Origin of the sequence: 'Chrysanthemum coronarium' phytoplasma (assembly GCF_000744065.1) — a bacterium.
Taxonomy (GTDB): Bacteria; Bacillota_I; Bacilli_A; order Acholeplasmatales; family Acholeplasmataceae; genus Phytoplasma; species Phytoplasma asteris.
This window is the reverse complement of the sequence record NZ_BBIY01000036.1, coordinates 1-8,031: the sequence shown is the minus strand read 5'-3', so window position 1 is coordinate 8,031 and position 8,031 is coordinate 1. Positions and strand designations below refer to the sequence as shown.

Below are 8,031 nucleotides of genomic sequence, written 5' to 3'. Positions count from 1 at the left end.
AAGAAAAAACCTTAATCAAACTAGTTATAGAAAAAATTATGGACAAACCTTTTCAACTGCTTGTTCAAAACACCAATAATTTTTTAGATATCATCAAAACAGAACCAGAAACAGAAAATATCACTGATATCATTGTTTTTAATTTAAAAATCGATGATTTAGATAAATATAAATACCTTAAAGAAGCTCACCTTAATAAAAGAATTTTTTATATTCTTCAAGACATCCAAAGTTTACTTATAGGACTTGATTTAGAACAAAAAATCAATGAAAAAGTAAAACAAAGTATTGATGAAAACCAAAAAGAATTTTATTTAAGAGAAAAAATAAAAGCGATTCAACTAGAATTAGGGGACAAAGCCAAAAAGGAAGACGAAATTGCAGAATTGCGCAATAAAATCAAAACTACTCCTTTACCTCCTGAAATCAAAAAAAAAGCTTTACAAGAATTATCACGTTACCAATCATCATCATCTTTAATGGCAGAATCTTTTGTAATTAAAAATTATCTTGATTTTTTACTGGAATTACCTTGGGGCAAAACCAGCCAAGATGAAAACGATTTAGTTGCCATTGAAAAATCCTTAAATAACCAACATTATGGACTTGAAAAAGTCAAAGAACGTATTTTAGAATATGCAGCAGTCAAAATAATGACTAAGAAAAACCCTCAAAATATTTTATGTCTTGTAGGTCCTCCAGGAGTGGGGAAAACCTCACTTGCTTCTTCTATTGCCAAAGCTTTAGGACGCCAATTTGTCAGACAATCCTTAGGCGGTTTAAAAGAAGAATCAGAAATTAGAGGCCACAGAAGAACTTATATTGGAGCTATGCCTGGACGCATTCTTGCAGGCATTAGAGACGCCAAAACAGTTAATCCTGTCTTTTTATTAGACGAAATTGACAAACTAGTAGCCAATTATAACTTTGATCCTGCATCAGCTTTATTAGAAGTCCTTGACCCACAACAAAATATTAATTTTATGGATCATTTTTTATCCGAACCATTTGATTTATCCCAAGTATTATTTATCACCACTGCCAATTACCTTGACAATGTTCCCGAAGCTTTAAAAGATCGTATGGAAATTATCGAAGTAAGTTCTTACACTGAAAAAGATAAAATTAACATCGCTTCTAAATATCTTTTAAAAAAACAACTCAAAAATCACGGAATCACTGACACAAATTTAGTTATTGACAATGATACTATCCTTTATTTAATTAGACATTACACCAAAGAAGCAGGAGTAAGAGAGTTAGATAGAATCCTTGCAGAACTAGCTAGAAAAACAGTTAAAGAATTTTTAATTACCAAAAAAGAACAAGTAATTATTACTCCTCAAAACGTTACTAAATACTTAGGTAAAGAAAAATACCTACATCTTTTAGATGAACAAAAAGAAAAAATAGGATCCACTAACGGACTTGCCTATACTTATTTTGGAGGCGATTTGCTTCCAGTAGAAGTTACTTATTACAAAGGTAAAGGACAATTAGTCCTTACAGGTAAATTAGGAGAAGTCCTTAAAGAAAGTGCTTATACTGCTTTAAGTTTCATCAAAGCTAACTGTCAAAATTTAGGAATTGATGCCAATATTTTTGCAGAAAACGATTTTCACATTCATCTTCCAGAAACAGCCATTCCTAAAGATGGTCCTTCAGCTGGAATTACTATTGCTACTTCCCTTGTCTCTGCAATTACCCAAAAATATGTTAAAAAAGGTTTGGGAATGACAGGAGAAATTACTTTACGAGGCAATATTTTAGCTATCGGAGGTTTAAAAGAAAAAGCTATTGCTGCTAATCGTAGTGGTCTTGACACTATTTTTATTCCTCAAGAAAATATCAAAGATATTGAAGATATTCCTGAAGAAGTAAGAACTAAATTAAATATTATTCCTGTATCAAACATTTCTGATGTTTTTTCGCAAGTATTTGTTTGATTAAGATATAAAAAACACCATCTTTAAGATGGTGTTTTTTTGTTTTTATACATAATCGAGGCAATATTTTAGCTATCGGAGGTTTAAAAGAAAAAGCTATTGCTGCTAATCGTAGTGGTCTTGACACTATTTTTATTCCTCAAGAAAATATCAAAGATATTGAAGATATTCCTGAAGAAGTAAGAACTAAATTAAATATTATTCCTGTATCAAACATTTCTGATGTTTTTTCGCAAGTATTTGTTTGATTAAGATATAAAAAACACCATCTTTAAGATGGTGTTTTTTTGTTTTTATACATAATTAAAAAGTTTTCAAAACTTCAATTATTATTTTAATATTTATTTTTTTCGATAAAAATTACAAAAGAATAAAGGGGCAAAAAATCATTTACAAAGAAAAATTTACTTTCCTCCAATATTTAAATCCCCTACATAAACGCTAGAACTACCAAATCCTGAAGTTTGAAATTCAAAATCATTAGCAATGGTGTCTACATTTTTAAGAATATCAAAAAAATTACCAGAAACAACAATCATTTTAACAGGAGTTGTAACTTTACCTTTTTCAATTCTAAAACCACTAGCTTGTAGGCTAAAATCTCCACTAACAGTTTTAATTCCTGCATGCATCCCTACTAAATCAGTAATATAAATACCATTTTGAATAGGTTCAATCATTTCTGAAAAACTTTTTTTGCCAGGCACCAAATAACAATTAATCATAGAAGTACTGCCATCAAAACCGTTTCCAGTTGGAGCTTGTTTAAAAATGCGAGCAGTTTTTAAGTTGTGGATAAATCCTTGAAAAACTCCTTTAGTAATAATGGGTTTGGTTTGGCAAGCTACTCCTTCATCATCAAATTTTTCTTTAAAATAAGCCCCATCGTTTAAAGGATCATCAATAATACTAACTTTTTCAGAAGCAATTAAACAATTAACTTTATCTTTTAATTTAGTTAAGTTGCGATAAGCACTTGTACCAGTAAAAATATCGCTGAAACTTTCCAAAAGGTCTGCAAACATTTCATTAGAAAAAACAACTGGATATTTTTGAGATACCAAAGATTTAGCTCCTAATTTTTTTTCGCCCATCTCAACAATTTCAGTACCTAATTTAACAGGATTGAAGGTTACAAAATCCTTAGCTAAAATACTTTTGCCATAACTTTCAATTTCGCCTTCTTTTTGAAAAACCGCAGAAGCATACAAATAAGCAAAGCTGTTTTGGTGCGATAAATTGAGCCCTTTGGAATTTAATAATGTTTTTTTATGATAAAATTCTTGGTAAATAATGCCATTAGTAGCTTGCAAATGGGAACTTTGCAACATTGTTTTTTCTAACTGCAACAACAAATTTTGTTTTTGTTCTAATGGAACTTGTCCAAAATCAAAGTTATTTTCCAATACTTCAGGATAACTGGAAGATCCTTCAAAAATAAGAGCAGGTTCTTTAGAAGTAATTGTTTGGCAATTTTCTTTGAGGGTTTCAAAAGCATTATCAAAAGCGCTGTCAGTTAATTGTTCTAAAGCAATAGAAGTTTTTTTATTGGCAAAAATACCTCTTATAACTGCAGAAGCAACATCGCTCCAAACACAAGCATCTATTTTGCCTTTATCCAAAGATAGTTTAAAAGTTTGACTTTCATGAATTGCAATTTCTAATGCTTCAAAACCTTGTTGCATTCCTTTTTCTAACCATTTTTGATAATTGTTAGGAGTGGGGTTTGTGTGAGTGGTTTGGCTTTGGGGTTTTGGTGTTTTTGTTACGTCGTTTATCATTTTTGATTTCCTCCTACAATCATTCCTTTTACTCTAATAGTGGGTTGTCCTACATCAACTGGTAGAGAACCAGAACAAGAACCACATATTCCTTGACCTAAAACTAAATCATTGGCAACACGGTCAATTTTAAATAAAATATCTGCTCCATGACCAATTAACATCGCTCCTTTAACATGGGTTGTTAATTTACCATTTTCGATTAAATAGCCTTCATTAACTACAAAATTAAATTCTCCAGTAGCAGGAACAACTGTTCCACCACCTAGACTTTTAGCATAAAGACCGTAAGGAGTATCTGCAATAATTTGTTCGGGCGTTTCTGTGCCTTTTTCGATGTAGGTGGAATTCATGCGCGAAGTAGGAGAGTATTTATAAGATTGTCTACGTGAAGAACCGGTAGATTGCATCTTCATTTTGCGTCCGTTTCTAAAATCAATTAAATAACCTTTAAGGATACCTTTTTCAATTAAAAGATTTTTTTGGGTGGGATTTCCCTCGTCATCAAAATTAAGACTGCCCCAAGACGCTTTAATAGTTCCATCATCATAAGCAGTTACAACTTCAGAAGCAACTTTTTGATTTAATTTATTACAAAAAGGAGAAAGACCTTTAGCAACTGCAGTAGCTTCAAGGGGATGTCCGCAAGCCTCATGGAAAATAACACCTCCAAAACCATGATTAATTACAACTGGCATAGTTTGAGGTTTTAAAGATTTAGCATCTAATAAAGCAACTGCTTGTTTTGCTACTTGTTTGGCAATTGTTTCTAAATCAATTACATCCAAGAATTCCAATCCCATTGCGCGTCCAGGACCTTCAAAGGCTTCTTGCATTTCTTGTCCTCTTTGTGCAACTCCTACAAGACCACATCTAATATAATTGCGTGTGTCATTTTGATAAACTCCTAAAGTATTAGCAATTAAAACATGTTGTTCTTTTTGGCTTAAAGAGGTGATGGATTGAATAATTTGAGGATCATAATTTTGAATAATAGCCGATAATTTAAGTAATTTTTGGGCTTTTTGTTCTTGAGTCATACTGTTATAAGGTTTTTGGATAGTATTTTTTAGGGGTTTTTCGGTTTGCAAGGCAATAACTTTATTTGCTTTTCCTTGAAAAGATTTTTTTAATTTTAAAAGCAAGGATAAAACATTTTGATAATCAGTTTTATTGGTATAGCCATAAACTTCATCAAATCCTTTTAATAAGCGAATTCCTACTCCAAAAGTATTAGAAGTATCAGCAGAAACTACATCTTTGCCAATTACTTTAAGGGTGCGAGAATAAGCATTTTCAAAAAATAATTCTGCAAAATCAGCTCCCTTATCTAAAGATAAATTTAGAATTTTTTGAATATCTTCTTTATTTAACATCAAATAATATTCTCCTTTATATTGTTTGTAAATCTCTTTTATTTTATCATTTTTTTAAGCTTTTTAAGCATATTATATAAAAGTTTTCCAAATGAATTTATTATTGTTTTGTTAATTTGTTTGTTTTTATCAAAAATATGTTATAATAAAATACACAATTAAAGATGATCATATAAAAGCATAAAAACGTTGAAATAAGTATTTTTAATTCGTTTATTGCATTTCATCATCAAAATATTAACTTAAAAAACTTGATATAATATAAATATTTATTTTTAAAATCATTATAATATTATAAAAAGAAAAGAGGCAAGTAAATGTTTAGAATCAAATTTATTATTTTTAAACCAGAATTAGATAAACAAGGAAGAAAGCAAATAGATTTTTGGAAAAATCAAATTAGAAATATTTTTAATTTCCTTTTCTTTTTGGTAATTTTGTTATCTTCGGGGTTTATTTCATTTCATATAGATAGTATTTTAAAACAAAATACCACATTACACCCTTTAATGAAAAATTTTCTTATTATGGTGAAATTATTTTTTTGGATATGTGCACTTTTATCCCTTCCATTTGTTTTTTGCTCGTTTTTTTGATGGGTGTAGATAGTATGAAAGGAAGAACATTTAGCCAATTCATTTTAAGTAAAATATATTCAAAACCACAAATTGCTCCTAATGGTAAAAATAATCAATCCAAAAATAATACAAATACCACCAAAAAATAACAAAAATAAATATAAATGTCAACAATAAATAAAACAAAAACTCCTTATATTTATATATTATAAGGAGTTTTTTCAATATTCTTTTATATCTTTGAAACAAATAATTATTTAGTAGCAAGAATAGCAAGAAAGGCTTTTTGGGGTAATTGAACTTTTCCTAATGTTTTCATTTTCTTTTTACCTTTTTTTTGTTTCTCTAATAATTTCTTTTTACGAGTAACATCGCCTCCATAAAGTTTAGCTGTTACATCTTTACGCATAGCTTTGATAGTTTGTCTGGCAATAATTTTTTTACCCAAAGCTGCTTGAATAGGGATTTCAAACATTTTTTTAGGAATAAACTCTTTTAAAGTCTCACAAATAGCCTTTCCTCTTTCATAGGCAAAATCATGATGAACAATTAAAGATAGAGCATCAACAATTTCTCCATTTAATAAAATATCCATTTTTTGTAATTTAGAAACACGATATTTATCTATTTCATAATCAAAAGAAGCATAGCCTTTGGTTAATGATTTTAACTTATCAAAATAACTATAAATAATTTCTGAAAAAGGCAGCAAATAATTAATCATTACTCTTTGACTATCAATATATTCAATATTTTGAAGGGCTCCTCTTTTGTTTTGGGAAAGCTCCATTACTTTACCAATATAGATTTCAGGACACATAATAGTAGCTTTAATGAAGGGTTCTTCAATGCGGTCAATCATTTGAGTGGATGGAAGTTTGGAAGGATTATCAACTAAAAGTTTTTCTCCTTTGATAGAATAAACATGATAAATAACAGAAGGAGCAGTAGCAATTACTTCTACTCCAAATTCACGACTAATTCTTTCTTGAATAATTTCCATATGCAAAAGTCCCAAAAACCCAGTTCTAAAACCAAGTCCCAAAGCATTAGAATTTTCAGGTTCAAAAATTAAGGAAGAATCGTTGAGTTTTAATTTTTCCAAAGCTTCTTTAAGGATGTCATATTTATTGGTTTCGACAGGATAAAGTCCACAAAAAACTACTGAATTCATTTGTTTGTATCCCGGTAAAGGTAGCAAAGCTTGATTGGTTTGCGAAGTAATGGTGTCTCCAACTCTTACATGATTAATACTTTTAATAGCAGCAGTAAGATAACCTACATCACCTGGTGCCAAAAAATCTTTTACAATTTGTTTGGGATTATAAACTCCTACTTCAACTACTTCATAAACGCTATTACTTGCCATAAAACGAATTTGATCGCCTTTTTTAACTATGCCATTGACGATTCTAATGGAAGGCACAACTCCTTTATAAGAATCAAAATAAGAATCAAAAATTAAGGCTTGCAAGGGCTTTTGAATGTCTCCTTGAGGAGGTGATATTCTAGTTACTATTTGTTCCAAAATATCAATGACTCCAAGCCCTGTTTTTCCACTTGCAATTAAGGCTTTTTCAGGGTCAAGTCCCAAAGTTTCTTTAATTTCTTCTTTAACTTTAGGAACATCTGCGCTTGGCAAATCCACTTTATTCAAAACAGGAATAAGGGTTAAATTGTTATCAACAGCTAAATAAACGTTGGCAAGAGTTTGGGCTTGAATGCCTTGGGCAGCATCAATAATTAAAAGAGCACCTTCGCAAGCTGCCAAAGAACGCGATACTTCATAACTAAAATCAACGTGTCCCGGTGTGTCAATCAAATGCATAATATAATTTTTGCCATCTTTGGACTTGTAGTTAATTTCTACAGCATTTAATTTAATAGTAATTCCGCGCTCGCGTTCTAAGTCCATGGAATCCAAAATTTGTTCTTTCATTATTCTTTTGTCAATTGTGCCTGTAAATTCTAGAATACGGTCGGCCAAAGTTGATTTACCGTGGTCAATGTGGGCGATAATGGAAAAATTACGGATGCGTTTTTGCCTTTCTTTTAATTGTTCTATGTTCATTTTTTGTTTTTTTCCTTTATATTTTGGTTGGTTGGTTTTAGTTTGTTTTTGTGGGTTTTAATGTGGTTTGTGCTTGGTAGAATTAATTTTTATGATTTTTATTGGTTTTTAATTGTGAAATGATATTTTATAGTTATTATTTTTTTGGTTATTGGATTTGGTAGTTTGTTAAGGTTGTTTTATTCTTTTTTAAGTTTTTTAAAATAACTATTATAAATCATTGTAAAGTTAAATTATTTAATATCTAATTCAAAAGTTATTATAACAAAAAAATAGTTT

Annotated in this window: 5 protein-coding genes; 2 read left to right on the top strand and 3 right to left on the bottom strand. The window is 30.0% G+C overall.

What is annotated here, in order from left to right:
• Together lon and OYV_RS04625 are read left to right on the top strand one after the other, a co-directional pair.
• A partial coding sequence (lon, locus tag OYV_RS02380) for an endopeptidase La (RefSeq protein WP_042068103.1) occupies nucleotides 1–1,946 on the top strand: 1,946 nt, incomplete at its 5' end.
• Between the two features lie 47 nt (nucleotides 1,947–1,993).
• On the top strand, nucleotides 1,994–2,194 hold the full coding sequence (locus tag OYV_RS04625; protein ID WP_081931926.1) for a S16 family serine protease: 201 nt from the start codon (nucleotides 1,994–1,996) through the stop codon (nucleotides 2,192–2,194).
• A 156-nt stretch (nucleotides 2,195–2,350) separates the two neighbouring features.
• On the opposite strand, the gene OYV_RS02375 is transcribed toward OYV_RS04625, so the two are convergent.
• From OYV_RS02375 to lepA, 3 genes are all read right to left on the bottom strand, one after another.
• Nucleotides 2,351–3,727 carry a TldD/PmbA family protein gene (locus OYV_RS02375; RefSeq protein WP_042068102.1) on the bottom strand — a complete coding sequence of 459 codons (1,377 nt, stop codon included), beginning with the start codon at nucleotides 3,725–3,727 and terminating at the stop codon, nucleotides 2,351–2,353.
• On the bottom strand, nucleotides 3,724–5,103 hold the full coding sequence (locus tag OYV_RS02370; protein ID WP_042068101.1) for a TldD/PmbA family protein: 1,380 nt from the start codon (nucleotides 5,101–5,103) through the stop codon (nucleotides 3,724–3,726). Before OYV_RS02370 ends, OYV_RS02375 begins: the two co-directional genes overlap by 4 nt.
• A gap of 831 nt (nucleotides 5,104–5,934) precedes the next feature.
• Entirely contained in the window at nucleotides 5,935–7,752 is a 1,818-nt protein-coding gene (gene lepA / locus OYV_RS02360; protein ID WP_042068099.1) for a translation elongation factor 4, read from the bottom strand.
• Nucleotides 7,753–8,031 lie beyond the last annotated feature (279 nt).

Coding starts and splice junctions, on each gene's coding strand:
- OYV_RS02370 (WP_042068101.1), bottom strand. CDS start 5,103: ATGTTAAATAAAGAAGATATTCAAAAAATTCTAAATTTATCTTTAGAT.
- OYV_RS02375 (WP_042068102.1), bottom strand. CDS start 3,727: ATGATAAACGACGTAACAAAAACACCAAAACCCCAAAGCCAAACCACT.
- lepA (WP_042068099.1), bottom strand. CDS start 7,752: ATGAACATAGAACAATTAAAAGAAAGGCAAAAACGCATCCGTAATTTT.